Raw genomic sequence first — 25,133 nt, 5'->3', positions numbered from 1 at the left:
GCTTCTTGAATACAACTGTTAGTATCTATTCAACCATCTTTTACATAATACCAACATTTCTTTATAAAAGCATTTCAAATTGCACTTATAATGAAGAAATGAACATAAATACGGGACTTCCCGGTGTGGAGAAGTCCCGTATGGGTAATATGAATAATTACAGCGAGCTTGGCAGGGAGCGGTTCATATTCAGATAGCTGGCCGTGAGCTCATCAAACCATTGTTTGTCTTTGACAACGAGTGCCAGATCGATCAGACTTTTGAGCTGATCGGCTTCCAGAAGCACTTGATCCTGGAAAGAGATTTCAGCTGTAGCGGATACAGTGCCGTCAGTATCCTGCTCCATGAATACACGGATGGTGCTGTCCATATACTCCTGTCTGAGGAAGTAGATGATTTCGCTCATCAGGATCGGACGGGAATGAGTTGGATAGATGCAGTCCATCACTTTAACCCAGTAATGTTTGTTTGTCAGGGAGACGCTGCCAGTTTCATTGATCAGGCGGGCATCCGCTTCAATATGATATTGCAGTTCCATAGTTTGTACAGGAAAGTTTTTGTTCAATTGTTTATGGAGGACAGCATAAATTTGCTCTTCGTTTAATTTAATCATGCTAATCATTCCTTTTCGATATTATAGTTTTGAGATCTGAATGTTAAGGTTCATCGTTAACGTTAAGGGAATTTCGACTTGGTAATTCTTGCTTGTTGAATAAATATATCGGTCAATAGTCTTATATATTGTATAGCACCTTTGTCGAAAAAGAGAAAATAATGAAGAAAATATTAGAGGTGAAGTTATGCCAGCGATTGCAGATCATCTTCAGCACAATCTTTCCATTTTGTTCATCGGATTCAATCCAAGTCTCCGTTCCGGGGAAGTGGGACATCATTATGCCAATCCACGCAACCGCTTCTGGCAAATCCTGTACCGGGCAGGCATTACACCACATCTGTACCACCCGGAAGAGGATGGCGATCTGCTGGAACTGGGATACGGATTTACCAATATTGTGTCTAGGCCTACCCGCGGAGCGGAAGATATTTTACCGGAGGAATACCGTCAGGGCAGAGAAGAGCTTCGTCATAAACTGTCCGTGTATCAGCCGCGGATTGCCTGCTTTGTCGGCAAAGGGGTGTATACCCAGTACAGTCAGCGTTCCCAGGCACCCTGGGGATTTCAGGATGATCCGGTTACACCGGGTATTCATGAGTTTGTAGCGCCATCGTCGAGCGGTCTGGTACGTATTCCACTGGATGATATCGTTCATATTTATAGTCAGCTACGAGAGCGGTTGTCTGCAGATGAGTAGGAGTCTTCCTTTGTTATTTCGATTGGACTGGTTTGGATTGCATTTAATGTAGGAGAGTTCAGGAAGAGAGGCGTCCTGCAGAAAATATTAAAGCTGTTAAGGTATCATCGGAGAAAAGGAATTACCAGTTTATAGTTATTGACAATCCTTTTCGAAAAAGCTTTAATTATATAGACCGATCGTTATAATTAATTGGAAGGATGTGATTCCATTGAGTGAAAAGTCGAATGCTAGACAGCTGATTGTCGATACAGCAGCCAGACTTTTCTTTTCACAGGGATATCATGCCACCGGTCTTAGCCAGATTATTAAAGAGAGTGAGACGCCGAAAGGCTCGCTATATCATTATTTTCCGCGCGGCAAAGAAGAACTGGCTCATGAGTGTATCCAGCAGACCAATCAGCATATTCTGGGTAAATTCAGGGAGACATTTGCCATGCATGACAATACGGGAGATGCGATTCGCTATTTTATTCATCAGACGGCTGAAGATGCGGAGAAGGCAGGATATACCGGTTTTTTGCCTTTTAGCTTCTGGGCGGCAGTAGAGACTTCCTGCATTAGCGATAAGCTGCGCCAGGCGTGTCAAAATGTATTTGCAGATTGGCAGCTGATTATTGCAGAACGGTTGGAACAGGAGGGAGCTTCCAAGCAGAGAGCCAAAGAGGCTGCACTGCTGATGATTTCCATGATGGAGGGCGCTCTAATCATCAGTCTGACCAATCAGAGCAAGGAACCGATGCTCACGGCAGCGGATTATTTGTCTGTCGTCATGAAGAGCGCCACCATGAAGCATTAAACCATAACTTAGATAGAGAGATTAAAGGAGGATGGGAACGTGGATGTACCCATGAAAACAGGTCCTGCAGAGGACCAGCAAGAAACAAAACAATACAAGGTGCTGCCGATCCTGTTCGCGATGCTATTAAGCGGATTTATTGGATTGTTCAGTGAAACAGCGTTGAACGTAGCCATTACACCGTTGATGGGCCTGCTGCAAGTAGGACCAACGACTATTCAATGGTTGACCACCGGCTATCTGCTCGTAATGGGAATTCTGGTACCAATTTCGGGATTGCTGCTGCAGTGGTTTACGACAAGACAGTTATTTACGACGTCGCTTATTTTTTCAATTGCAGGAACAATTGTTGCTGCACTGGCGCCAAGCTTTGAAGTGCTGATGGTGGCACGGGTGCTGCAGGCAGTAGGTACGGCACTGCTGCTGCCGCTCATGTTCAATACGATCCTGGTTATTTTCCCGATTGAGAAACGCGGTTCTGCTATGGGATTGATCGGACTGGTCATCATGTTCGCTCCGGCGAGTGGGCCGGCAATCTCGGGTCTGATTCTGGCGAATCTGTCCTGGCACTGGATTTTCTGGATTTCACTGCCGTTCTTTATTATTTCCATTGTATGCGGACTTCTGTTCCTGCCGAATATCTCCAAATTGACCAAGCCGAAAATCGATATTCTGTCGATTGTTCTGTCTACGCTCGGATTCGGTGGTATCGTATACGGATTTAGCAGTGCCGGAGGCCATGGTGAAGCAGGAGGCGGCTGGACCAGTCCTGTCGTTATCGCTGCTCTGCTGATCGGTGGTATATCGCTGCTCATCTTCTGTATCCGTCAGCTGCGGATGGAACAGCCGGTCATGAACCTGCGCGCATTCAAGTTCCCGATGTTCACGATCGGTCTGATTCTGGTATTTATCTGTATGATGATCATTCTGTCGTCGATGCTGATCCTGCCGATGTATCTGCAGCAGGGTATGGCTCTGACAGCGCTGGCGGCCGGTCTTATCCTGCTGCCGGGCAGTTTGCTCAACGGTCTGCTGTCGCCGATCATGGGTCGCCTCTTCGATAAATTCGGACCGAAATGGCTCGTCATTATCGGTCTGGCAGTTGTATCGGTAATCCTGTTCATGTATACAGGTATTAATGCTGCCACTCCTGTAGGCATGATTATTGCCATGCATCTGTTCATGATGGTCGGTATCTCCATGATTATGATGCCTGCACAAACAAATGGTCTGAATCAGCTGCCAAGCGAGTTTTATCCGCATGGTACAGCAATTATGAATACACTGCAGCAGGTGGCGGGTGCTATTGGTACCGCACTGGCTGTCAGCATTCTGAGTGCCGGACAGACCGGATATCTGAGCCACATCGCTAATCCGCAAAGTCCGGAGAATCAGCTTGCCGGCTTTACGGTAGGTATCCAGCATGCATTTATCTTCGCTCTGGTACTGTCACTGATCGGTCTGATATGTTCGTTCTTTATCAAACGGGTACAGGTAGGCAACCAGGCGGGCCAAGGCCCAATGCATTAAAAGCCAGTCTGCTCGGATTGATCCATCTATGCCCTGTCATCCCTTATGGGAAGGCAGGGCATTTTCATTTAAAGATGGATAGACACTGTAACTTACTTCGCTGCAGGGATCGGGTGTGATATCTGATCATAAAAGAAGCATCTACATCTGTGTACAGATCCTGTAGCATGTCTGTATGCGTGCCCAATATAATGTATAAGTAATGTGAATATGCAAAAGTTATAGGGTGGGCCAAGTATAATAATCGTCTTGATGCGCAAATTACGCTATAGTAGTAGAAATAAACCCACCATCCAAGGAGGAACAAATATGATAACTATACATGCCGAATCCATATCCACTATCGAAAACTACAAGCTGCTCACCGGTTCGGTGGTTCCCAGACCGATTGCGATGGTCACCAGCCTGTCGGAAAATGGAGTGCTTAATATCGCACCGTTCAGCTACTTTAATATCGTGGCTTCCGATCCTCCGATTCTGTCGGTATCAATTGCCCGCAAACAGGGACAAATGAAGGACACCACACGCAATATTATGAACAGCAAGGAACTGGTTATTCATATTGTTCATGAAGAAATGACAGAACAAATGAACCATACGGCGGCGAACCTGCCTGCCGATCAGAGTGAACTGGATCTGACCGATCTACATACGGTGCCGAGTGAAAAGGTGGCTGTACCGGGAATTCAGGAATCGCTCGTCCGGTATGAATGCCAGCTGGACCAGCATGTGGCCATCACTAACGATGAAGGCATCATTGTACAGGATCTGCTGCTGGTGCGGGTGTTATGTTATCACTTTGACGAGACGGTTATTGATCATGAGCATATGTATATTCTCACCGAGCAGTTGAAGCCGGTGGCTCGTCTTGCGGGTAATAATTATGCAGGGTTGGCACAGCAGTTCAGCTTTGACCGTCCGAGCTGATTATTCGTCCGTTTTTTATTGTCTAATGGTATGAGAGAGATTCAACATATAGAGGGGGATATATATGGCAAAGGCACTGGATGGCAAAAAGGTAATTATTGCAGGATCACGCAAACTGGAAGAGATGGGTTCGCTCATCGAACGTCAGGGTGGACAGGCCGAGGTACGTTCGCTGCAGGGAATCAGCATGTTCAGAGAGCAGGAGATGGAGCAGGAGCTGCGCCGCTTTATTGAAGAACAGCCGGAATGGGTGATCTTCACCACAGGCATCGGCGCTTCTGCCCTGTTCGAAGCTGCCGAGCGGCTCGGTATCGGCGAAGCGTTCACAGCGGCTGTTCGTCAGGCAAGCATCGCGATTCGCGGTTACAAAACCTATAATACACTCAAAACAAGAGAACTGGCTCCTGATGTACGTGATTCGGATGGCACGGTCAAGGGACTCGAAGAGCAGCTGCAGCAGGTCAGTCTGGAAGGGTCACAAATCTGGGTGCAGCTGCACGGCGATCCGGCGCCTGAGCTGGTACGTTTCTTGGAGGAAAAAGGAGCGGCTTCGGTTCATACGCTGCTGCCCTACCAGAATCTGGGTCCTGAACCCGAGACGCTGGCGCAGCTCAGACAGGAGATTGCAGACGGTAAAGTCGATGCGATTTGCTTTACGACAGCGGTACAGGTGCGTAATCTGTTCGCGGATGCGGCTGAGCATGGATATACGGATCTGCTGAAGGAAGCACTCTCCTCCCGCATACTCGCTGTATCCGTAGGCAAGGTTACTTCCGAGGCACTGCGACAGGAAGGTATAGAGCGGATCATCGCTCCGGATAATGAGCGGATGGGTGCCATGATTATTGAAATGAGCAAGTACTACGAACAGCAGTCATCCCATCACGAAACGGAGTGAATATAGATGAGTCAGCGGTGGACAGCAAGTCAGGTACCTGATCAGCGTGGCAGGCGTATCATCATAACCGGGGGAAGTGGTGGACTGGGGCTGGAGACAGCGCTTGAACTGGCTGCCAGAGGCGCAGAGCTAATCCTGGCTGTTCGTAATGCCGGTAAAGGAGAACAGGCTGCGAAACAGATCAGACAGCGTTATCCGCAGTCACAGGTTGAGGTGATGCCACTGGATCTGGCGGACCTCGATAGTGTAAAAGCATTTGCCGATATGTACCGGAGTCGTTATAATTCTCTGGATATTCTGATCAATAATGCAGGCGTCATGATTCCGCCTTACCAGAAAACCCGGCAGGGATTTGAACTGCAGTTTGGCAGCAATCATCTGGGACACTTTGCATTGACCGGACATCTGCTGCCGCTGCTGCTTCGTACTCCTCGTGCCCGGGTGGTGACACTCAGCAGTATTGCCGCCCGAACCGGATATATTTACTTTAACAATCTGGATGGGCGAATCGGCTATAGCGCCGGCAAGTTCTACTGCCAGAGCAAGCTCGCCAATCTACTGTTTGCCAAGGAACTGCAAAAAAGGCTGACCGAAGCAGGAGCGGATACGATCAGCGTAGGCTGCCATCCGGGAATCGCCAATACAAATCTGGTCTCCCGCGGTTCCGGCAAACAGGCGATCTGGCCGGTACGCTTTGCCTGGGGGCTGTTCAGCCAGACAGCAGCTTTTGGTGCACTGCCTACGTTATATGCGGCTGCAGAGCCGTCGCTGATTGGCGGCGAATTTATCGGGCCTGACGGTCCGGGCAGCCGCAAGGGTTATCCGCATCATGATATTTCCTTTGAACACAAGGTGAATTACGAGACTGCTGCCAAGCTGTGGAACATATCCGAGCAGCTGACCGGAGTGTATTACGAGTTTGCGGCAGCACATCCGACCCAAGAATAAAGTAAGTTGAAACTTACATATCCTTTTCATGAAAAGGATGTATTCTCATGTCAGGTTGTGCTAGAATAAAGGGACTATAAGCGAAGGAGAATTACAACTATGACTATACCAAAAACCTTAACGATAGCCGGCTCGGACACAAGCGGCGGAGCAGGAATTCAAGCGGATTTGAAAACCTTTCAGGAATTAGGCGTTTATGGTATGACCGTGCTGACGACAATCGTGGCGATGGAGCCGGAGACATGGAATCACCAGGTATTTCCGGTGGAACTGAATGTCGTCGAAGCGCAGATGCGTACAGTACTGGAGGGAATCGGATTTGACGCCATGAAGACAGGGATGCTCGGTTCGGTAGAGATTATCGAACTTGTTGCCAGCTACCTGAAGCGTTATCCGCTGAATCGTATTGTGATCGACCCGGTTATGGTCTGCAAAGGAACGGATGAAGTGCTTCAACCCGAAAATACGGAAGCCATGCTCGAACTGCTCATCCCGGGCGCTGATCTGGTAACTCCGAATCTGTTCGAAGCTTCCCAGCTGGCGAAGACCGGTCTAATTACCACGGAAGAGCAGATGAAGGAAGCGGCAGTGCGCATCTATGAGCGCGGAGCCAAGCACGTACTGATCAAGACGCGCGGCAAAGTCAAAGAAGGCAAAGCGCTTGACCTGCTGTATGATGGTCAGAGCTTTGACTGGTTTGAAGTGGATGCGATTGCGACCGATTATACGCATGGCGCAGGCTGCACCACTTCCGCAGCGGTAACCGCAGGTCTGGCGAAAGGACTTGCCGTGAAGGATGCCTACAGCGATGCCAAAAACTTCATCACTCAGGCGATTTCCAACGGATTCCCGCTGAACCGCTATGTAGGTCCTACACTGCATGCGGCTCACCGTCTGCAACTGAAATAACAGCCTGTAGAGTGGAGGAAATGCTATGAATCGCTTATCCAAATGGCTGCTGGGTACCGGGCTGGTGCTGATGCTTATCCTGGTCAGCGCCTGTTCGTCCGATAAGGACCAACCGGCTCAGCCGCCGGCAGCAAGTGAGAATACAACCGGTACCGCAACAGACGCCCAGCCGGGAGGCACCGGTACGACGACACCGGAGTCCGGCAGCGACGCAGGGACTACCGGTTCGACAGACGGCAGCTCAGAAGCGACCGGTACTGCACCGGACAGCAGCTCAGGAGCGTCAGGCGGTACTGTCAATCCGGGCAGCGGCACAGGCAGTACGGATGCAGGTAACGATAAGGGGACCAGCAACAATGCCAATCCCGAGCTCACACCCGAGACCAAAGAACTGAAAATCAGTTCGGTCCAGCAGGGTCCAGGCCAGCTGTTCCTGCGTGTCGAATCTTTACCGCAGGGCTACAAAGTAAGCAATATGGAGTGGCAGTCCGACAACTCCAATGAGACAGCTTCGTTCGAGCAGGCTGTACAAAATGGTAAAAATGGCAAGGATGGATTTTTCGCCAGCAGTGACCAGCGCAATTTTGGTTTTATTTATAATCAGAGCCACAGTGGAGAACAAGGAAAAGTAACGCTTACGCTTCGGAATGAAGCGGGAGATGAATTGACCTGGTATGAAGATGTGACCTTGCAGTAGATAAAATCATATGGTACTTCGGACAATTCCAAATGCCTCTGCCGCTCATCACGGCAGGGGTATTTTGGCGCCGAAATACCCCTGTATTTATTCTGTAACAACTAATTTTTTCATGAAAATGATCATGGCATATTTACTTGAAATAATTTGTGGAGAGTAGCTATCATTTGCCGAGAAAACAGGTAAATGTAAACTATATATAGCGTGTTGAATTGTTAAAGCGGTTATATTTCATTGCACATGACAGGCAGGACACGGCTGTAATCGTTCCCGCTGTCTATTCGTTATAATAGATGTCTCCTGATCGTTCAACAGGCAGCTCACAAATGGATCAATCCCATTATGCCAACACGAGAAAGGATATGAGAACATGAGAGTACATCAATTCACCGTTCAAAGTAATCTGGATCGCGCACATTTGCTGCGCATCGCCAATGAAGCGTCACGCTTCGCTTCCGATATTCGCGTATCCTTTGGTCCGGACAGTCATCGCAGAGAGGTAGATGTAAAAAGTCTGCTCGGCATGATGCTGACCATCATCTCTGCCAACACCGAGATTTGTCTGACTACACGCGGCAAGGATGAACTGGAAGCACTGGAATATGTACAGTCGCTGTTTGAGCAGCCTATTATTGCTCCATCCATGTAGTCTGCGGAATGCGGATATAATGAAATCCCCGTCACCGGAGTCAGGTCATTGCAGACCTGCTTTCGGCAGCGGGGATTTTTGGCATGCGCCGACAGAAAAGCAGCAGTTCACGGTGTCAGCAGCAGGGAGAGAGCAGTGAAAGAACGAACAACTTAAAACCGGTCATATGCCGGATCAGCCATATAACAATAAAGCTCTGTTAAAACTTATGCAGTCGGTACCGTTTGGGAGTATAACCGCTGTGTTTTTTGAATGCCTTGGAAAAGGAAAACACATCAGGATAACCTACCGCGAAAGCAATCTCGGCCAGGGAGTCATTGGTATCGGATAGCAGGCGGCGGGCTTTTTCCATTTTGAGGCTGCGGATATATTCGGCCGGGGGGATTCTGTATTTCTCATGAAACTGCTTGCTGAAATGAGTGCGGTGGATGCCTACATAACTCGCGACCTGGGTCACGGTCAATCCTTTGTCAAAATAAGCATGAATATATTCAATCGCCTGCTCCATCCAGGGCAGCGGGTCCCGGGTGGGTGTATAGTCGGTGCGCGCCGCCTGATTGGCAGACAGCAGTGCAAACATGCCGAAAAGCAGTTCCAGACGATGGAGTTCCGCACTAAAGGTATCAGAACGATGATTCGTGTTTAATATAAGATTATAGTAATGAATCATCTTCTCAAACAGCTCTGTGCTGAGCTCACTGTAACCATCCTTCATATTACTTTCCTCGATAAGCAGGTCTGCCTGAGGACCGGTAAAGCCGACAAAGTAAGTGTCCAGCGGTTCATCGGTATTGTTAATATATTCAATGGTGGCCATCGAAGGAATACACCATGTATTATTCGTGCCGAGTACATAATTATGACCATTCTTGATGATCATGCCACCCTGCCGGTTAGCTACCCAGAAACAGGTGGGATTGCTGGAAAATAATCGCCGACAGCCGGGTTCTATGGAATAACGGCCTGCCTGTGTAATCCACAGACCACCGGTTTGTATAAAAGAAGAAGGGCAGAGTATAAAGCGTTCCAGACTTTCCCTATCTGCCTGAATGTTAAAGTCACTAGCCATTCGCTTGGATTCATCCTTTCTATTTTAATAGGCTGCCCCACCATTATACAACACATATTGACAAATAAAAACAACACAAAATGACATTGTTTGATATTCTTCATTTTTGCTATGATTTAAATCACGGTATTCCTACTAAATTAATGGGGATATTTTAATTTAGTTAATTTACATAGATTAGTGGGTTATGTTAATTGACGATATGAAAATGGAGGATGGTTAATGAAAACTCAACGAACACGATTGGCTCTACTGCTGGTTATGGTACTGGCGCTTACTGGAGTGCTGTCCGCATGCGGAGGTGGATCGGATCAGGCTGCCAATGGCAAAGTAACGATCAGTTTCCTCCATTGGCGCGGGGAAGATACACAGACCTTCCAGAAGATCATTGATGCTTTCGAGCAAAAAAACCCGAATATTGTCGTAGATATGCAAACGCTCACTTCCGATCAATATCAGACGACTGCACAGGCAAAGCTGACAGACGGCTCGGTAGGAGATGTATTTGCTTCGTTCCCGGGTGCACAGTTTGAAGCACTGGCCAAAGCCGGATTGTTCACCGATCTGACAGGTGAATCCCTCCTCAAAAACTATAATGCCAATCTGATTGAAGCCGGCAGCAAAGACGGCAAACAGTGGGCTGTACCTTATCAGCTCGTGTACAACATGCCGATTTACAATAAAGCGATCTTTGAGCAATATGGTCTGACACCACCCAAGGATTGGGATGGTTTCCTCAAAGCCTGCCAGACGCTGAAAGATAACGGGATCATCCCGATTGCCTTTGCCGGTGGAGATATTGGACCAGGGCAATTCATGAATACAATGGTAATGAACAACGAACCGAGTGAAGACATTTTCACCAAGGTCGAATCCGGACAAGCCAAGCTAACCGATGAATTCTGGGTGAAGACACTGACCCAGTTCAAGGAACTGAATGATAAAGGCTACTTCCAGCCAAATTCACTGGGTACCAAGGACCCGGCTGCAGGTGCACTGTTTATTCAGGGCAAAGCAGCAATGCTGGCCAGTGGTTCATATCAGTTGAGCCAGAATGCCAAGCAGAATCCGGAACTGCAGCAGGGTCTGCTCGCGCCGATCACCGTATCTGCCGATCAGGCCAAATATGAAGGCGTGCATACAAGCACATTTATGCTGGCGGTCAACAGCCGCTCCAAGCATCCGGAAGAAGCGAAGAAATTCCTTGAGTTCCTGAGCCAGCCGGATATCGCTGCCCAGTATGCCAATGAAACCGGTCAAAACGTAACGCTCAAGGATATCAAGTATGACAGCAAGGAACTGAACATCGCTCAGGAATGGGCAGACAAGAAGACACTGTTCCAGCCTCGTTATACAATTGTGAATGCCGAGAATCAAAAAGCGGTAACCAACTCGATTCAAGCGGTTCTGGGCGGTGCGACACCGGAACAGGCTGCACAGGATGCACAGGCCATTATTGACCAGCAGATCGGACGTTAATCCGGTCTGCTCCTGTTCCAGGAATAGTATCAAAGTTTGCAAAAGATAAAGTAAAGGGATACGGTAACGCTTATGATTAATCGTAAATTACTATGGCTGTTTATGCTTCCGGGAATATTGCTCTATACCGGACTGTTCGTATATCCGGCTTTATCGGGACTGTTTTATTCTTTTACCAACTGGGACGGTGTATCGCCGTCCTATGATTTTGTCGGGGTAGCCAACTACAAGGACAGCTTTGACAGCATCACGTTCCGCAAAGCCTTTATGAACAATATCAAATTTATGATCGTCGTGGTCGTGCTGCAGACCGTTATCTCTCTGGTGCTGGCACTGGTGCTGGCCAAAAACAGTCGCACCCATGTCGTCTTTCGGGCACTGTATTTCTTCCCGGCGATTCTGTCTTCTGTATCGGTAGGTCTGATCTGGTCATTTATCTATGATCCATCGATCGGACTGCTGAATATGTCGCTGCAAAGTGCGGGGCTGGACAGCCTGATGGGCAGCTGGACAGGGGATGCCAAGATTGCGCTGTATGCCATAGCCTTTGTGCAGATCTGGGCACATGCCGGGCAGATGATGATTATCTTTATTGCCGGCCTGCATGCGATTCCGGGTGAGCTGATGGAAGCTGCGCGTATCGACGGTGCCAACCGAATGCAGATTTTTGGCCGAATCACCTGGCCGCTGCTCGCTCCATCGGCAGCCATTGTTATCTCGTATACGACGATTCAATCGTTCAAGGCGTTTGATCTGATTTTCGTCATGACCGATGGTGGGCCTAACTATGCGACCGAGATTCTGACGACATATATTTATCATCTGGCGTTCTCCAACTACTCCTTCGGACTGGCATCTGCCGGATCGATGATCTTCCTGGTACTGCTGGGCATTCTGACGTTTTTCCAGTTCCGGGCGCTGCGTCAGGAAGGGGCAAGAGGATGAACCGGTATTTTACAGGAAAACGAGGTGAGCTGCTGCAATGAAATGGGTTGGACGTATCATCATGATTCTGTACGGGCTGCTGGTTGCAGCACCACTGTACTTTGTCGTCGTATCTTCATTCAAGACGAGCCAGTCTTTCTATGCCAATCCGCTGGGCTGGCCGGATACATGGAGTCTGCAGAACTTTATTACTATTTTTGATGCACAGCCGATGCTGCAGTACTTTTGGAACAGTGCGCGGGTGACGCTGTTTACGGTAGCGATCGTATTGTTCCTCGGCAGTCTGATCTCGTATGCGATCGTGCGGCTGGGCGGCAGACTGGGCAAGTTTGCTTTTGCCTACTTTGTGGCTGGTCTGATTATTCCGTCACAGGTGATCATGCTGCCGCTGTATTCACTGGTGCGCCAGCTGGGCTGGTCGGATAGTCTGACGGCGCTGACGGTGGTCACGGCGGCCGGACTGCTGCCTCTGACCGTATTCACACTGACAGGATTCATGGAGATGCTGAGCAAGGAAATGATGGAGGCAGGGAGTATGGACGGAGCCGGAGAATGGAAAATTTACTGGCGTCTGGTACTGCCTTTATCCGGACCATCGCTCTCGGCGACAGCTGCATTCCTGTTCGTCATGGTATGGAATGATCTGCTGATTCCACTTATGCTGCTTAACAGTACGGAAAAGCTGACCCTACCGCTGGCGCTGATGCAGTTCCGGGGCGAGTATGTGACAGATTATACGATGCTGCTGACCGGCGTTGTTATCACGGCGCTGCCGATGGTAATCTTGTTCGTCTTCTTGCAGCGGTTCTTTGTTACCGGTCTGACAGCGGGTTCGGTCAAAGGTTAAACAAGCGTGGGAACGGAAATACAGAAATGGAAATGGTAAAAGCCCGACCGGAACATGGAAGAATCACTTCCAAATGTTCCAGTCGGACTTTTTTTGTTGTATAAAAAACCTGACGGCAATTTATGAAGAAAGGAAGAAGCGGCGCAATGAAGAGATAATCAGCTGACGATGCCCTGGCGAATCGCCACGACGGCTGCCTGGGTACGGTCCTTGACCCCGAGCTTCTGGATAATATTGTGCACATGTGTCTTCACTGTACTCTCGGATACATACAGGTCCGCAGCGATCTCAAAATTACGCTTGCCGTAGGCAACAGCCTGCAGCACTTCCAGTTCCCGTTCGGTGAGCGGCTCTGCCAGAGGTACGGAAGCAGCGGATGAATCTTCTCCATGCTGCACCGAGAGCGGACGTCCGAGCAGCTCTACGAGTGCGCTGCCGGCTGTAGTCGTATTGTAAATGGCCCCGCCTGCACAGACCGAGCGGATGCCCTGAATCATTTCGTTCATATCGATATCCTTGAGCAGATAACCGGAAGCGCCTGCACGGATACCATCAATTACATATTCCTGTACATCAAAAGTAGTCAGCAGCACAATCTTGGTCTCCGGCTGCTGCTGTAAAATGGCACGTGTCGCTTCGATACCGGTCCTGCCGGGCATCTGAATATCCATCAGGATCAGATCCGGTCGGTGTTCAACGGCCATCAGTACAGCTTCATCACCGGTGGAAGCTTCGGTCACGACCTGCAGATCCGGCTGCAGGTCCAGTATATACCGGATTCCCTGCCGGATGAGTGACTGGTCATCGGCCAGCATAATACGAATAGGATGGTCAGGCTGGTTCATGGCGTACTCCTTTATTATTCATGATGTATTGCAAATGACAGCGGCAAACGAGCTTCAACGATCAGTCCGCCGCCTTCACGGGCACGAAATGTACATTGACCCTGCAGCTGTTCACAGCGCCGGATCATATTTTGCAACCCAAAGCCGTGGATTAAAGGCTGTTCTTCACGGTAGACCCCATTATCGGCGATATGCATAATCACCTGATCGCCCTGCTGGTCAATCTTCACTTCCACAGCCGAAGCCTGGGCATGGCGGACGATATTGGTAAGTGACTCCTGCAGAATCCGATATAGAATCCCATCGACAGCTTCCCCCCACTGGGAGTCTGCTGCATCCGCCTGGAAATCCAGTGTCATTCCCGAACGCTCCGCCACCTGGGAAGCCAGCGTATGCAGCTCGCTGACGCCGCGTTCGCTGACCGACCAATCCCTCACCACGCTGCGCACCTCGGCAAGTCCCTGGCGCGACACATCAAGCAGCTGATTGACGGTATGCTCCGCCTGATCCGGATTTTGCCGAATCATCCATTTGAGAGCCTGCAGCTGGACGATGATGGAGGTGAAATGATGACCAAGACCGTCGTGGATCTCCCCGGCAATCCGGGTGCGTTCGGCCAGTGCGGCATAACGGATCGATTGCAACGCATTTTCCTGCAATTCGTTGTGGGCATGCTGCAGCTCATTATGCACGGTCTCCAGCTCCTGCAGCTGCTCGCTGTTAATGCGAAGTACCGAGATATACCGGTAAATACTATGTACGCCAAAATAAATACTTACCAGCGAGATCAGCATAGAATACGGAAACCCGCGATCATAATCCGCAATCAGCATCAGCACACCGGTTAACAGGGCGAAGAAGGAAGCGATACTCTTCTCCCGTACCGAGATGGTACAGAGAATGGCAAACCATACCCACAGCAGTGCCAGAAAATTGGCCGGGGCATTGGCCATGCGTTCATTTACGAACATCATGACATACAAAAACAAACTGAAAGCGATAATGAACAGCGTATGAAGCTTGAGGGGAGCCCAAGTCAAAATGACAAAGATCAACATGGTCACCGTATAGATGGACCAGATGAAAAGGGACTCCCGAAAATAGATGGTAAAGCAGCTGTACAGCATAATGATGGTCACAGAAAGACGGAATACCAGTGAATGGTTGCCCATCAGCCTGTTCAGATTCTCCATAGTGATGAATTCCTTCCTGCAGTGGCACCTGTTCCTGAAGCTGACGGTATCATATTCCATGAATCAGCCGGTTATAATCGAGATAAATCATAATTCGGGTAGTAACGACATTAGCCAGCGCTATAATTAGCAGGCTGTTGGAAATGAGTGTCGCTGTATCGCTATGATCGGGCAACAGATACCCTGAATGAATAAGATAACCGGTGAATACGCGTACAACAATCAGCACAAGAACAATGATCATGCTGGTAATAGAAGATTGCGTTACAATTTTACCATTTATAGGGTCCTGATGAACAGTGTGGTATCGGGAACGGAGCCAACCGATCATGGCCCCGATGCTAATGCTGACAAATAGGATGATTTCCATTACCAGCCCCCCTGACAGCATGGGCTGAATCTGGGGAGAGACCGTATACAGGAGGATAGCCGGCAGCAGGAACAACTGGATGGGACGAACTTCCTTGATTCTGGCCATAGGATCACTCGCTTTCTGTAGATGGGAGAGGAAGCTTATTAGCCGTTTGTACATATACTTCTCCCGCCAATCATGAGGTTACTTCCAGTATAGTTATTTGCAGCAATTCCTTCATCAGTGTGCCGATGGATTTGGCGGCAGGCATTCTCCATCTCCAGATGGAGAGCAGACACTGTAATATTCAGGATACGGGGCTGTAGTAGAGAAGATTTTTCCTGTGCGGGCATTTCTGAAGGGGAGAGGTATGGCAAAGCTGCAGACCATGACATAATAAAAAGGAACAAACACTGCCTGACAGCAGGAGTTTGTTCCTTTTTTGTACTTTACAGCGAATCGATGGAGATCATCCATCGATCACGTGGGTGGTGTTACTGGGCTGCTACAGCCTGAACCTGCTCACGGCAGGCATCCGAGCAGAAGTGCTCATGCTCGTCTTCACAGCTGTCGCACACGATATGCTGCAGATTGCAGACCGGGCAGTTGATATAATGGTCGGTTGGCTCTTCGCAGTGGAAGCATTTGCCGACGATTACATCTTCATCGGTATGGTTGATCGGCACCGAGATGCGCTCATCAAATACATAGCATTTACCGTCAAACAGACGTCCCTGTACTTCAGGGTCTTTGCTGTATGTTACGATACCGCCGTCCAGCTGGGCGACGTCGTTGAAGCCTTCCTTCATCAGGAAGCCGGACAGTTTCTCACAGCGTACGCCGCCTGTGCAGTAGGTAAGAATCTTTTTGTCCTTGTACTCGCTCAGGTTCTCCCGAATCCATTCCGGGAACTCTCTGGATGATTCCACGCCAGGACGGATCGCACCGCGGAAATGACCGATATCATATTCGTAGTCATTGCGTCCGTCAATAACGATGACATCTTCCTGCTGCAGCTGCTCGTAGAATTCTTTTGGCGAGAGGTGCTTGCCGGTGATCTCGTTCGGGTTCACATCATCTTCGAGACGGAACGTTACGAGCTCTTTTTTGTGACGCACAAACATTTTTTTGAAGGCATGGCCTTCAGATTCATCAATTTTGAATACCATATCGGCAAAACGGGCATCCGCGCGCAGATCGTTCATGTATTTCTCGGTCTGCTCCCATGTACCGGAAAGGGTACCATTGATACCTTCTGGCGCAATCAGAATCCGGCCTTTGATACCAAGATCTTTGCAGTACTGCAAATGCTCGGCAGTCAGTGTCTCGGGATCTTCAATATTGACAAATTTATAAAACAGTAAAATCCGGTATGGATCGTTGGACATATTCATCACCTATTATCTTATTAAAATTATCGCAATTTAAAATTTTACGCCTCTTTACATCCTTAGTCAATGAATATGTATAAAAAGATGCTGAAAATGAGAAAAATATTATTTTTTTATGCTTGGGTTTTCAGTAAATGCTATCTATAATAGATAAGATGTTACTTACATGAATGCCAGCGCAAGCAGAGGAGTTACGATGAATTTGAATACATTACATTTTGATCAATTATGCAGCATGAATACGAGTCTGGCTCCATATTCAACATATGAAATTGGAGGAACAGCCAGACACCTGGCTCTGCCTGCCACTACCGAAGAGATTATCGCTCTGCTGGAAGGAAGTCAGCACAAAGGACTGGATGTAAAATGGTTCGGCATGGGATCGAATATTCTGTTCCCGGATCAGCCGCAGGACGAGACCCTGTTCCTCTCCATGAAAAAACATGTGGAATTGAAATTCTCCCAGGGCAAGCTGTTCGTCTCGGCTGGAGTGCCGATGACCTGGTTGTCGCTGATCGGAGTCTATACGGGAATACAGGGAATGGAATTCACCTACCTGCTGCCGGGTACGATGGGCGCGGGCATTTATATGAATGCCAAATACTTTAACCATGAAATCAGTGATCTGCTGGATAAAGTGTATTATATCGACGCCCGGCATCCGGAGCGTGGTCTGCAGACGATCGGTGTAGAGCAGTGCAATTACGCCTACAAGCAGTCTATTTTCCAGCAGAATCCGTGGATTATCGTTGGAGCGGATCTGAATATTGGGGAATATACGCTTCCCGAGCAGCATTCATGGGACGCGATTATGCGGGAGATGGTCACAGCGAGTACGGCGTCTTCCAGTCTGCCGCAGTATTTCCAGTATTACCGGAACTGGATTCCGCGTCTGGAAGAGCAGGGATATGAAGTGCCGGAGATGTTCCGGATCGTGATCGAAGACAGAGGAGGCAAGCGGCATTTTGATCATGCTTGCTGCGGCTCGGTGTTCAAAAACAATTATGATTTCGGTCAGCCGACCGGCAAGCTGGTCGATCAGCTCGGACTGCGCGGTACGATGCATGGACAGGCCCGCATCTCGCCGTATCACGGTAACTTTATCCAGAATACCGGCGGAGCGACAGCGGCGGATATTCTGTATCTGATCCAGATGGTACAGGATGCGATCAACAACCGGTTTGGCTTTGTGCCGGAGCCGGAAGTTGTTATTTTGTAATTGAGTATTACAGCTCTGGCGGAACATATGATGTAATGCCGGAAGGAAATATAAAAGCAAATCAAAAAAGGTACTACAGCGCTGTCTGACGAATATCGTCGGTGGACAGGTTGCAGTACCTTTTTTTACATGCACGATACAGGGAGCAGAGTATGGGAAGATCTGATATGTTTCTGCGTCCCAGCGGCTTTTCGATTGTTCATTTTGCGACTATAGCAGTCTTATATTGTCTGCAGCAGAAGGTTATACTTTTTTCTTGGGCTTTGCCCGATGCTGCTTGCTGATCGTTTTCCACTGCTGTTTGTCCTGGCGCATCAGCAGAATATTGTTTTTGCGCTCATTATAGGCCAGTTCTTTGCGGAGCTTTTCCCAGTTGGCATAATGCTTGCGTGCCAGCGTACCATCCTGCAGCGCGATCTGTACGGCGCAGCCCGGTTCGTTACGATGAGAACAATCTCCGAATCGGCACTCCTGGGCAATCGTCTCGATATCCTGAAAAGTCTCTTCCAGTCCTGCTGCGGCATTGCCGATACCGAGTCCGCGCATCCCGGGCGTATCGATGACGATAATACCGCTTGGCAGCAGATGCATCTCCCGGTGAGTCGTAGTATGTCTGCCGCGGGCATCATCTTCACGAATACCACTCGTCTTCATCCGTTCTTCGCCTGCCAGTGCATTGACAAGAGAAGACTTGCCGACACCGGATGAACCGAGCAGTACAATCGTCTCGCCGGGTGACAGCAGACTACGCAGTTCATCGAGTCCTGTTCCGCTGATGCTGTCCACCGCGAATACCGGTACACCGAACGCTGCTGCATTCAGCTGATCCATATAATAGGACAGTCGGTCAGACAGATCCGCCTTGGTCAGCACAATGACCGGATTGGCACCACTGTTCCAGGCAACGGTCAAATAACGCTCCAGACGGTTGATATTAAAATCGTCATTGGCCGAGTTGACCAGAAAGCAGTAATCAAAATTCGCTGCCACGACCTGCGGTGGCATATCCGGGTCAGGATCATCGCGCAGGAAAATGCTTTTGCGTTCCATTACATGGTGGATCAGCGAAGTATCTGACGGATGGCTCTCCAGTGCGACAAAGTCTCCAATCGCCGGCCAGTCCGTACGGATAGCATCGCGGAATGAGGAAGACTTGGTCTTGGCGAGATGTTCACCGTCAGCCGAGGCGACGCGCATCACATGCTTGAACACAGCTGTTACCCGGCCGGGAATAAGCTGCTCGGGCAGCTCCAGCGCCGCAAATTGTGCAGCAAAAAAATCATTATATCCATATTCTTTTAAATTCAATGTAAGTTAGCTCCTTTGGGTATACGGGAGCCAATGATCGATTATCCGTTCACTACTCCCGATTTGAAGTTGGTCATATACGGCTTGTAGCTGCGAAAAAACTGATAAGTCACCATAATTCATCATCCTTTCTATTCGGGATTTCTCATTCAGTATAGCAGATATGGGAGAAAAAGGAACCCAACAATACGGAGAATGAATATTGCATGCAGCAGATCGTCTACAGATGAATACAAAAGCAACAAATTTTTACGATACTTCTTACGCAGGAATACCGAAAGATGTAAACCCTGCGTAAAGCAAGGGTGATCAAAAAGAACTATATTTGTCATAAATATAAAGTTAAGCCTTTTCAGGTAGCGAAAATAAGCTACAATTGATGTATTCATGCTTTGGATATTAACGTTTTGTAAATCAGTACTCTCTCTCTCGATTAATAACCACTGCTAATCCATACTCGCTTGCAAACTTCTTATCATTTCATCATTTCTACGTTGTTACGTGTTCCATAATCCATACATGCTGTATAAGATCAGTGCAGCCAAGGAGGAGACGGATGAAATTAAAACGTAAAGGTTCACGCTTACTGCGAAGTTATGTAGTTTCCTACCTGTTGATTTTTTGGATTCCCCTTATTGTGATTACCCTTCTGATCTACCATAGTGCAGTGAACAGTCTGCGCAGTGAAATTGAGCAGTCTAATGTGAATCAGCTCAATCATGTCCGGACGACGATTGATGGACGGATGACCGAGCTGCGGGATATTGCCATTCGTATGAGCTATGATAATAATCTGACTCCCTATATGGTCAGACATCCCTATTACAGCAGCGAAGCGATCAAGACGCTGGACCGTTACCGGGCGAACAGTTCGATTATCGATGATCTGTTTTTGTATTTTCACGATGACTCGATCATTTACTCTTCTCAGGGACTGAGCAGTCTGAATGTGGTATTTGACAAGACCTATAAATTTGACGGATGGAGTACAGCCGCTATCCAGCGTGATTTGAACAAGATTCGTTATCCGATGACGCGTCCTGCCGAGCAGGTTAATGTGAATTCGCGGCCATCTTCGATGCTGGTACATATGGTGCCGGTCAAGCCGACAGATGCGTACCCTTATGCAACAGTCGTGTATCTGATCGACGAATCCCGGCTGACCGGGATGATGGATTCCATTCTGAGCGACTTCAAGGGCAACAGTTATATTTTTGATAACCATGGACAGGTACTGACGTCGAATAATCATGATAAGGCAGTCAGTGCAGATGAGCTCGGTACGCTGGCCGGTCTTACACCGGGCATTCATAATATGGAGCTGAATGGGAAGCAGCAGTCTGTCGTTGCCGTGCATTCGGAGGAGAATGGCTGGACGTACATTACAACGATGCCGAGCGACCAGTTCTTCAGCCGGATTTTCCATATTCAGACACTGATTGTACTTATATTTGCCATGATTGCACTGGCAGGCATACCGGTGGCGCTGCTGCTCGCGAGACGTCAATATGGGCCGCTGCGTGATCTGGTGGAATTTGCCCAGTCCAATGACAGGGATTCCTCCATTCAGCCGCCGGTATCGGCTTCACACAATGAATGGGCCTGGATTCGGCAGACATTGCATGATTATCGCGATCGGATGGATATGCAGGAGCCGTATGTACGGCATCAGTGCCTGCTGATGCTGATGAAGCATGGGCAGCCCGAAGATGCAGAGACGCTGCGGCTGATTGATACGCTCGGTCTGCGCGGAGAAGGGCGGCAGTATTTTGTAATGATCATCTCGGGAGATTCGCTCGTTGCGAATAACGCATCTTCTTCTGCGGAGCAGCATGCCAATGTGGAGCTGCTGGATGAGATGATCAGCCCGTATCCAAATCTGCCCGAGCTTCTGGCTGAATTGGAACTGGATGCGCTGCAAGCGCATATTTATGGTGTCGAATATTCCTCGAGCAACCGGCTGGCACTGGCCGTATGCTGGAGACCGGGAGAGGTAGAGGACTACGATACTCAGATGACCGGGATTGTCGAGGCGGTGCGCGGTATTGTATATGATCATTATCGCTCCCTGCCGACTGTTGGTGTCGGTACAAGCTATGCACAGCTGACCGAGATCAACCAGTCCTTTATCGAGGCAGCGACAGCGATGGAATATCGGGTTATCAGCGAGCAGGCCAGTGTCACTTATTTCTGCCAGCTGCATGAAGAGACAGGCGGAAGTAGCGGAGAGCAGTACTGGATCAGTCCGGAATCCCTGCTCAAGCTGTCCCAGAGTCTCAAGCAGGGCAATATACAGGTGGCTTCGCATATGATCCACAGCATTACTGCGAGCGTACACGATCATTCGCTGGCACTGCCTCTGATGCGCTGCATATTGTTCGATCTGCTGAATACGGTACTGCGCGCCGCTTCGGAAGCGGGACTGCTGAACAGTCTGCGCGATATGCCGCAGCTGTCCGGCTTCGAGACGGCCGAGGAGCTGGAACAGCGTCTGCAGCTGCTGGCCGTGCGGATCTGTGAATGCGCCGAGCACAAGCAGGAGACCGAGCAGGTCTCCATGATGGATCAGGTGGTCACTTATGTAAATGAACATTATTGCGATTATGCACTCAGTCTGGAAGGACTGGCCCAGCAGTTTTCCATTTCCAGCTCGTATCTGAGCCGTACGTTCAAGGAGAAGACCGGGCAGACGTTCTCCCAGTATATCTGGCAGCTGCGCCGTGATGAGGTCATTCGTCAGATTACGGGTACGGCTGATCCGCTCAAGGATATTATTGTACGCGTCGGTTATCTGGATACCGCCAACTTTATCCGCAAATTCAAAAAAGAAATGGGATGCACGCCAGGGCAGTATCGCAAGCTTCATTCGGAAGAAGAGGCTACTGATCGCAAAGATTCCATCTCCTGATCCAATTACGAATGAATGCGGTTACATTTGAGCTGAGAATAGAGATCAACAGCAAATGAACAAAAAATGAACAGCAAATAAACCGTTCCGGCAGATTCGGGACGGTTTATTTGCTGTCATTCTAAAACGCTAATATTATCATTCTAAAACGTTAATACTGTCGTTCTACGATAATGCTGCTGTGTTTCTAATACTGCACTTTCTCATTCATGCCATGCATTTCCTCATCCATCCTGATACCACTGCTGGCCAAATTGGAGCACCATCCAGCAGGTTTAGCTGGATTTCCAGCGGTCATACGCGGTCTGGTAAATCTCGATCATGCGGTCACTACCCATTTGCTTGACCGTAGCCAGATAGTTGTCCCAACCGCTGAGCGGCTCCTGACCGGTAACAAATTTGGCTTCCATCTGCTGCACATACGTATCCATATCCGAGCGCAGGCTGGAGATCTCGGCCTGTTCTTCCGGTGTCAGATACAGAATCGGGAATGGAGGCTGTGGATCATAGGCCAGGATTTTCTCTTCATTTTGCTTATCGACCCAGACATCGAATTCTTCTTTGAGTCCCTTTTGCAGATCAGTGCTCAGCAGGGTAGGAGCAGGTGTACCGTAGTTGGGTGTCAGCGTACCGCGATAATCTTCACGGCTGTTGAATTTGTCGGGAAGAGGCAGCCACTTTTTGGTATGATCCTCTGCATTGACGGTCTCGTACATCAGACCTTCAGGTCCTTTGTCAAACAGCATCGCACCTTCATAACCATACATATAATCCACCCAGCGGATCGAGGCTTCCGGCGCCGGATTGCTTTCTGTAATGGCAAATGAACCTGTGGATAATCCCGGATGAATAGCGACAGCCGGTTGATCTACACTATCGCTTTTGACAGGAACAAACATCGGATCATTGGTGGTTGGTTCTCCGCCATGTGTAAAGTAGGCATGCCAGTCCTGGAACAATCCGACCTGATTATTGGCACCTTTGGCTTTTTTCTGTTCCGGTGTCTGGGAGAAAGTCTCGTGATCCAGCAGATTCTCTTTCCACAGACGGTTCATATAAGTCAGGAATTCACGGTATCCATCTTCGGTACGGGCAAAGTGTACTTTGCCGTTGGCATCGTTATAAATATCCTCACCATAGATTCCCCATGCACCCAGCAGCCATGAACGAACATCATCCAGTTTAACCGACACGAGCGGAATTTCATCTTTTTTGCCATTGCCGTTCGGATCTTCATCACGGAAGCGAACGAGGAGATCGTACAGTTCCTCTGTCGTTTTTGGCAGTTTGTCTTCGCTGACCTTGAGCGCATCCAGGAACTCGCCGTTGTACCACATCGGGCTGCGATACCAGATGCTCTGCTGATTGATAACCGGCAGGGAATAGATATGACCGTCCGGTGTCGTAATCGATTTGCGGATCTCTGGGTTGTCGTCCAGAATTTTCTTCAGATTGGGTGCGTAATTGTCAATCAGATCTTCCAGTGGGAGCAGAATGCCCTGGCTTCCATAGTTGACTTCATCCGCCTGGGTCAGCGAAGCGGCGTAGAAAATATCCGGATATTCACCGCTGGCAAAGGTCAGATTTTTTTTGGTCTCAAAGCTGTCTAGTGGAGGATTATCAAACTGGAAGGAGATGCCGCTCTTTTTTTCCATTTCCTGAAAAGCCGGCATATCCGCCCACTTTTGTACGCCTACATCAGGTCCCATCATGCGCAAAGTAACCTTTTCTTTGACGATCGGGAATCCTTCTTTATTCACATTGGCTGCCGACTCCTGGCTGCCGGCTTTCGGCTCAGCGGAATCCGAACAGCCGGCCAGCAGGGATGCGCCGAGTACAAATGACAGAACCACTGCTGCGGCTTTGGGTGCTCTGAAGCGGGTGAATCCGGATTTGGACGAATTGGAGCGAGAAGATGTGGAATGAGTCATAATAATCCTCCTTTAAATTCGTGGATAGGGTGCAGACAGCCTTGATGACACACTGTAATCAGCCTTTGACCGAACCAATCATGACGCCCTGGACAAAATAACGCTGCAAAAATGGATAGATCGCAATAATCGGCAGCGTCGAGATGATAATGACAGCATATTTGAGCAGGGCAGCTACATCAGCACGAGCATTCATCGCCATCGCCGTTTCACCGCTGGTAGCGGTTCCAATTCTACTGCTGTTCATCTCCTGCAGGACAAGAATCTGCCGCAGTACCATTTGCAGGGGATATTTGGCTTCGTCATTCAGATAGACCAGCGCGTTAAAGTAGCTGTTCCAGTGACCCACCCCATAGAACAAGGCCATAACGGCAATAATCGGCGAGGAAAGGGGGAGAACGATTTTCCAGAACAGACGCAGATTGGTACAGCCATCAATATGGGCCGCTTCCTGCAATTCTTTGGGAATCGTGGATTGGAAAAAGGTCCGGGCTACGATAATATTCCACACAGAAGCAGCTCCAGGCAGAATCAAAGCCCACATCGAGTTGATCAGTCCCAGCTGCTTGACCAGCAGGTACGTCGGAATCAGACCGCCGCCGAAGAACATGGTGACCAGAAACATTCCCATAAAAAATCCGCGACCCACAAAATCGGAACGACTCAGTGCATACGCAGCCGGAATCGTAACCAGCAGATTCACCAGCGTACCGACAACCGTATACAGGATCGTATTGGCATAGCCGCGCCAGATGGCCTGATTCTCAAATACACGCTGGTATCCTTCAAAGGTAATACCTTTGGGCAGCAGCCACATTTCGCCTGAATTCACATACGTAGGTGAGCTGATCGACGCACTGACAATGTATACCAGCGGATACAATACACAGAGCAGGGCAATTCCCAGGAACAGATACGTGAACAGCAGGAAGATGCGGTCTGTCTTGCTTTCCTTGATAACAGCAGCCATGGTGAA

Annotated in this window: 22 protein-coding genes and 1 pseudogene; 14 read left to right on the top strand and 9 right to left on the bottom strand. The window is 49.0% G+C overall.

The genetic code is table 11. From position 1 onward, the window contains the following. Positions 1-157 precede the first annotated feature (157 nt). A complete protein-coding gene (locus tag WH45_RS10695; protein ID WP_046214325.1) occupies positions 158-613 on the bottom strand; it encodes an IDEAL domain-containing protein in 456 nt (151 codons plus the stop codon). Positions 614-800: 187 nt separating this feature from the next. Here WH45_RS10695 and WH45_RS10690 point away from each other — a divergent pair, with 187 nt between their 5' ends. The 9 genes and pseudogenes from WH45_RS10690 (at position 801) to WH45_RS10645 (ending at position 8,670) form a co-directional block, all read left to right on the top strand. After that, the gene (locus WH45_RS10690) at positions 801-1,313 is read left to right on the top strand and encodes a mismatch-specific DNA-glycosylase (RefSeq protein WP_046214324.1); all 513 of its coding nucleotides are present in this window, start codon (positions 801-803) and stop codon (positions 1,311-1,313) included. 211 nt (positions 1,314-1,524) lie between these two features. Next, positions 1,525-2,112, top strand: a complete 588-nt coding sequence (locus WH45_RS10685) for a TetR/AcrR family transcriptional regulator (RefSeq protein WP_046214323.1) — start codon at positions 1,525-1,527, stop codon at positions 2,110-2,112. Positions 2,113-2,176: 64 nt separating this feature from the next. Continuing rightward, positions 2,177-3,642, top strand: a pseudogene (locus WH45_RS10680) (DHA2 family efflux MFS transporter permease subunit). 309 nt (positions 3,643-3,951) lie between these two features. Beyond that, complete coding sequence (locus tag WH45_RS10675) at positions 3,952-4,569, top strand: flavin reductase family protein (RefSeq protein WP_046214322.1); 618 nt, start codon at positions 3,952-3,954, stop codon at positions 4,567-4,569. 64 nt (positions 4,570-4,633) lie between these two features. Continuing rightward, entirely contained in the window at positions 4,634-5,467 is an 834-nt protein-coding gene (locus tag WH45_RS10670; RefSeq protein ID WP_046214321.1) for a uroporphyrinogen-III synthase, read from the top strand. 6 nt (positions 5,468-5,473) lie between these two features. After that, entirely contained in the window at positions 5,474-6,415 is a 942-nt protein-coding gene (locus WH45_RS10665; protein ID WP_046214320.1) for an oxidoreductase, read from the top strand. A 99-nt stretch (positions 6,416-6,514) separates the two neighbouring features. Then, positions 6,515-7,324, top strand: a complete 810-nt coding sequence (gene pdxK, locus WH45_RS10660; RefSeq protein ID WP_046214319.1) for a pyridoxine/pyridoxal/pyridoxamine kinase — start codon at positions 6,515-6,517, stop codon at positions 7,322-7,324. Positions 7,325-7,349: 25 nt separating this feature from the next. Beyond that, on the top strand, positions 7,350-8,021 hold the full coding sequence (locus WH45_RS22835; protein WP_052723718.1) for a hypothetical protein: 672 nt from the start codon (positions 7,350-7,352) through the stop codon (positions 8,019-8,021). A 370-nt stretch (positions 8,022-8,391) separates the two neighbouring features. After that, a complete protein-coding gene (locus WH45_RS10645) occupies positions 8,392-8,670 on the top strand; it encodes an HPr family phosphocarrier protein (protein WP_046214318.1) in 279 nt (92 codons plus the stop codon). A gap of 199 nt (positions 8,671-8,869) precedes the next feature. On the opposite strand, the gene WH45_RS22830 is transcribed toward WH45_RS10645, so the two are convergent. Beyond that, positions 8,870-9,739: a helix-turn-helix transcriptional regulator gene (locus WH45_RS22830; RefSeq protein WP_052723717.1), complete on the bottom strand. Its 870-nt coding sequence runs from the start codon at positions 9,737-9,739 to the stop codon at positions 8,870-8,872. Positions 9,740-9,961: 222 nt separating this feature from the next. Here WH45_RS22830 and WH45_RS10635 point away from each other — a divergent pair, with 222 nt between their 5' ends. The 3 genes from WH45_RS10635 to WH45_RS10625 all read left to right on the top strand — a co-directional run bounded on the left by WH45_RS10635 (position 9,962) and on the right by WH45_RS10625 (position 13,010). After that, positions 9,962-11,218 carry an ABC transporter substrate-binding protein gene (locus WH45_RS10635; RefSeq protein ID WP_046214317.1) on the top strand — a complete coding sequence of 419 codons (1,257 nt, stop codon included), beginning with the start codon at positions 9,962-9,964 and terminating at the stop codon, positions 11,216-11,218. A gap of 72 nt (positions 11,219-11,290) precedes the next feature. Then, entirely contained in the window at positions 11,291-12,163 is an 873-nt protein-coding gene (locus WH45_RS10630; RefSeq protein ID WP_200897674.1) for a carbohydrate ABC transporter permease, read from the top strand. A 37-nt stretch (positions 12,164-12,200) separates the two neighbouring features. Then, positions 12,201-13,010 (top strand): carbohydrate ABC transporter permease, encoded by an 810-nt coding sequence (locus WH45_RS10625; protein WP_046214316.1) that lies wholly within the window; start codon positions 12,201-12,203, stop codon positions 13,008-13,010. A gap of 158 nt (positions 13,011-13,168) precedes the next feature. Here the strand turns inward: WH45_RS10625 and WH45_RS10620 are convergent, their stop codons facing one another. From WH45_RS10620 to trhO, 4 genes are all read right to left on the bottom strand, one after another. Beyond that, positions 13,169-13,855, bottom strand: coding sequence for a response regulator (locus WH45_RS10620; protein ID WP_046214315.1), 687 nt, complete (start codon positions 13,853-13,855; stop codon positions 13,169-13,171). Between the two features lie 14 nt (positions 13,856-13,869). Continuing rightward, on the bottom strand, positions 13,870-15,048 hold the full coding sequence (locus tag WH45_RS10615) for a sensor histidine kinase (protein ID WP_052723716.1): 1,179 nt from the start codon (positions 15,046-15,048) through the stop codon (positions 13,870-13,872). A 49-nt stretch (positions 15,049-15,097) separates the two neighbouring features. Then, positions 15,098-15,580 carry a CcdC protein domain-containing protein gene (locus WH45_RS10610; protein ID WP_046214314.1) on the bottom strand — a complete coding sequence of 161 codons (483 nt, stop codon included), beginning with the start codon at positions 15,578-15,580 and terminating at the stop codon, positions 15,098-15,100. Between the two features lie 314 nt (positions 15,581-15,894). Beyond that, positions 15,895-16,788, bottom strand: coding sequence for an oxygen-dependent tRNA uridine(34) hydroxylase TrhO (trhO, locus tag WH45_RS10605; protein WP_046214313.1), 894 nt, complete (start codon positions 16,786-16,788; stop codon positions 15,895-15,897). Between the two features lie 199 nt (positions 16,789-16,987). On the opposite strand from trhO, the gene murB reads away from it, so the two are divergent. Further along, a complete protein-coding gene (gene murB / locus WH45_RS10600) occupies positions 16,988-18,010 on the top strand; it encodes a UDP-N-acetylmuramate dehydrogenase (RefSeq protein WP_046214312.1) in 1,023 nt (340 codons plus the stop codon). A 243-nt stretch (positions 18,011-18,253) separates the two neighbouring features. Here the strand turns inward: murB and rsgA are convergent, their stop codons facing one another. Then, entirely contained in the window at positions 18,254-19,318 is a 1,065-nt protein-coding gene (gene rsgA, locus WH45_RS10595) for a ribosome small subunit-dependent GTPase A (protein ID WP_046214311.1), read from the bottom strand. 556 nt (positions 19,319-19,874) lie between these two features. Here rsgA and WH45_RS10590 point away from each other — a divergent pair. Further along, positions 19,875-22,226: an AraC family transcriptional regulator gene (locus WH45_RS10590; RefSeq protein WP_046214310.1), complete on the top strand. Its 2,352-nt coding sequence runs from the start codon at positions 19,875-19,877 to the stop codon at positions 22,224-22,226. Between the two features lie 275 nt (positions 22,227-22,501). Here the strand turns inward: WH45_RS10590 and WH45_RS10585 are convergent, their stop codons facing one another. Together WH45_RS10585 and WH45_RS10580 are read right to left on the bottom strand one after the other, a co-directional pair. Next, entirely contained in the window at positions 22,502-24,157 is a 1,656-nt protein-coding gene (locus WH45_RS10585) for a type 2 periplasmic-binding domain-containing protein (protein ID WP_235338341.1), read from the bottom strand. A 58-nt stretch (positions 24,158-24,215) separates the two neighbouring features. Then, positions 24,216-25,127 carry a carbohydrate ABC transporter permease gene (locus WH45_RS10580; protein WP_046214309.1) on the bottom strand — a complete coding sequence of 304 codons (912 nt, stop codon included), beginning with the start codon at positions 25,125-25,127 and terminating at the stop codon, positions 24,216-24,218. Positions 25,128-25,133: the final 6 nt, after the last annotated feature.

Origin of the sequence: Paenibacillus wulumuqiensis (genome assembly GCF_000971965.1) — a bacterium.
GTDB lineage: Bacteria > Bacillota > Bacilli > Paenibacillales > Paenibacillaceae > Saccharibacillus > Saccharibacillus wulumuqiensis.
Note: the sequence above shows the minus strand (reverse complement) of the source record. Positions and strands in the feature narration are given on the sequence as shown.